Origin of the sequence: Microbulbifer okhotskensis (genome assembly GCF_023895975.1) — a bacterium.
Classification (GTDB): Bacteria; Pseudomonadota; Gammaproteobacteria; order Pseudomonadales; family Cellvibrionaceae; genus Microbulbifer; species Microbulbifer okhotskensis.
Genome location: NZ_JALBWM010000617.1, coordinates 1 through 206, shown reverse-complemented (window position 1 = coordinate 206; position 206 = coordinate 1). Strand labels below are relative to the sequence as shown.

Here is a 206-nt window from a genome sequence, read left to right as displayed (position 1 = left end):
AAAAGCGTTGAGGAACTGTACCGTTGCCGTCGTCTCGATCTCCTTAATCGTCTTGATCAGCGTCGACTTGGCCTCCACGATGTCATCGCGCTGCTTGCTGATCGTGTCGTGGCGCTCCTTCATTTCGTCGTAAGCCTCCACGGCCATCGGGTTGATCTCTCCGTAGTTGCCGATGCGGCCGCGCAGGCGGTCGACCTTCACCTCCA

The 206-nt window shown here is 58.3% G+C and carries 1 protein-coding gene; it reads right to left on the bottom strand.

Annotated features, from left to right (window positions below; translation table 11 throughout):
- On the bottom strand, positions 1-206 hold a 206-nt coding region (locus tag MO867_RS23480; RefSeq protein WP_252473586.1), incomplete at both ends, for a hypothetical protein.